The organism is Aquimarina sp. U1-2 (genome assembly GCF_017897595.1).
In the GTDB taxonomy this organism is placed as follows: Bacteria; Bacteroidota; Bacteroidia; order Flavobacteriales; family Flavobacteriaceae; genus Aquimarina.
Map to the genome: position 1 here is coordinate 1 of NZ_JAGKIK010000047.1, position 604 is coordinate 604.

The following is a 604-nucleotide window of genomic DNA, read 5'->3' on the forward strand; positions in this document are numbered from 1 at the left end:
CCAACAGTAAGGTCAGAGGAAGTAATGTTTCCATCACCTGTGATTGCAGTTCCGTCTACTTCTAGTGCACCCGATGCATTTTGCGTAAGTCCTGCACCGGCTACGTCTGGGTTTATCGATGCTGCATTGATTGCATCAGCCGCAATATCATCTGAAGTTATGGTTCCATCTAGTATTTTATCAGTAGTAACTGCATCGGTTGCAAGTTCTGTATTTCCAACAGCTCCAGGTGCAATCTCTAAAGTTACATCATTTAGCGTTGAATTTGCACCACCAGTTACAGTTAAGTCTGTAGAGGTAATTGATCCATCACCAGTAAGTGCTGGAACATTTACATCAAATCCTACGTTTTCGAATAAAGAGTTAGCCGGTGTCCCTGTTAAAGTTACAGTTCCATTAGGGGAGGTAATTGATCCGTCACCGCTTATTCCAGTTACATCTACTTCTAGTGCTCCAGAAGCATTTTGGGTTAATCCAGCACCGGCTACGTCTGGGTTTATCGATGCTGCGTTGATTGCATCAGCCGCAATATCATCTGAAGTTATGGTTCCGTCAGCGATTTCTGCAGTAGTTACCGCATTTGGAGCAATTTCCAGAGTCACAT

1 protein-coding gene is annotated in these 604 nt (G+C 43.7%); it reads right to left on the reverse strand.

The genetic code is table 11. The annotated features are described in order from the left end of the window. On the reverse strand, positions 1–604 hold a 604-nt coding region (locus J8281_RS18930; protein ID WP_210199228.1), incomplete at both ends, for a hypothetical protein.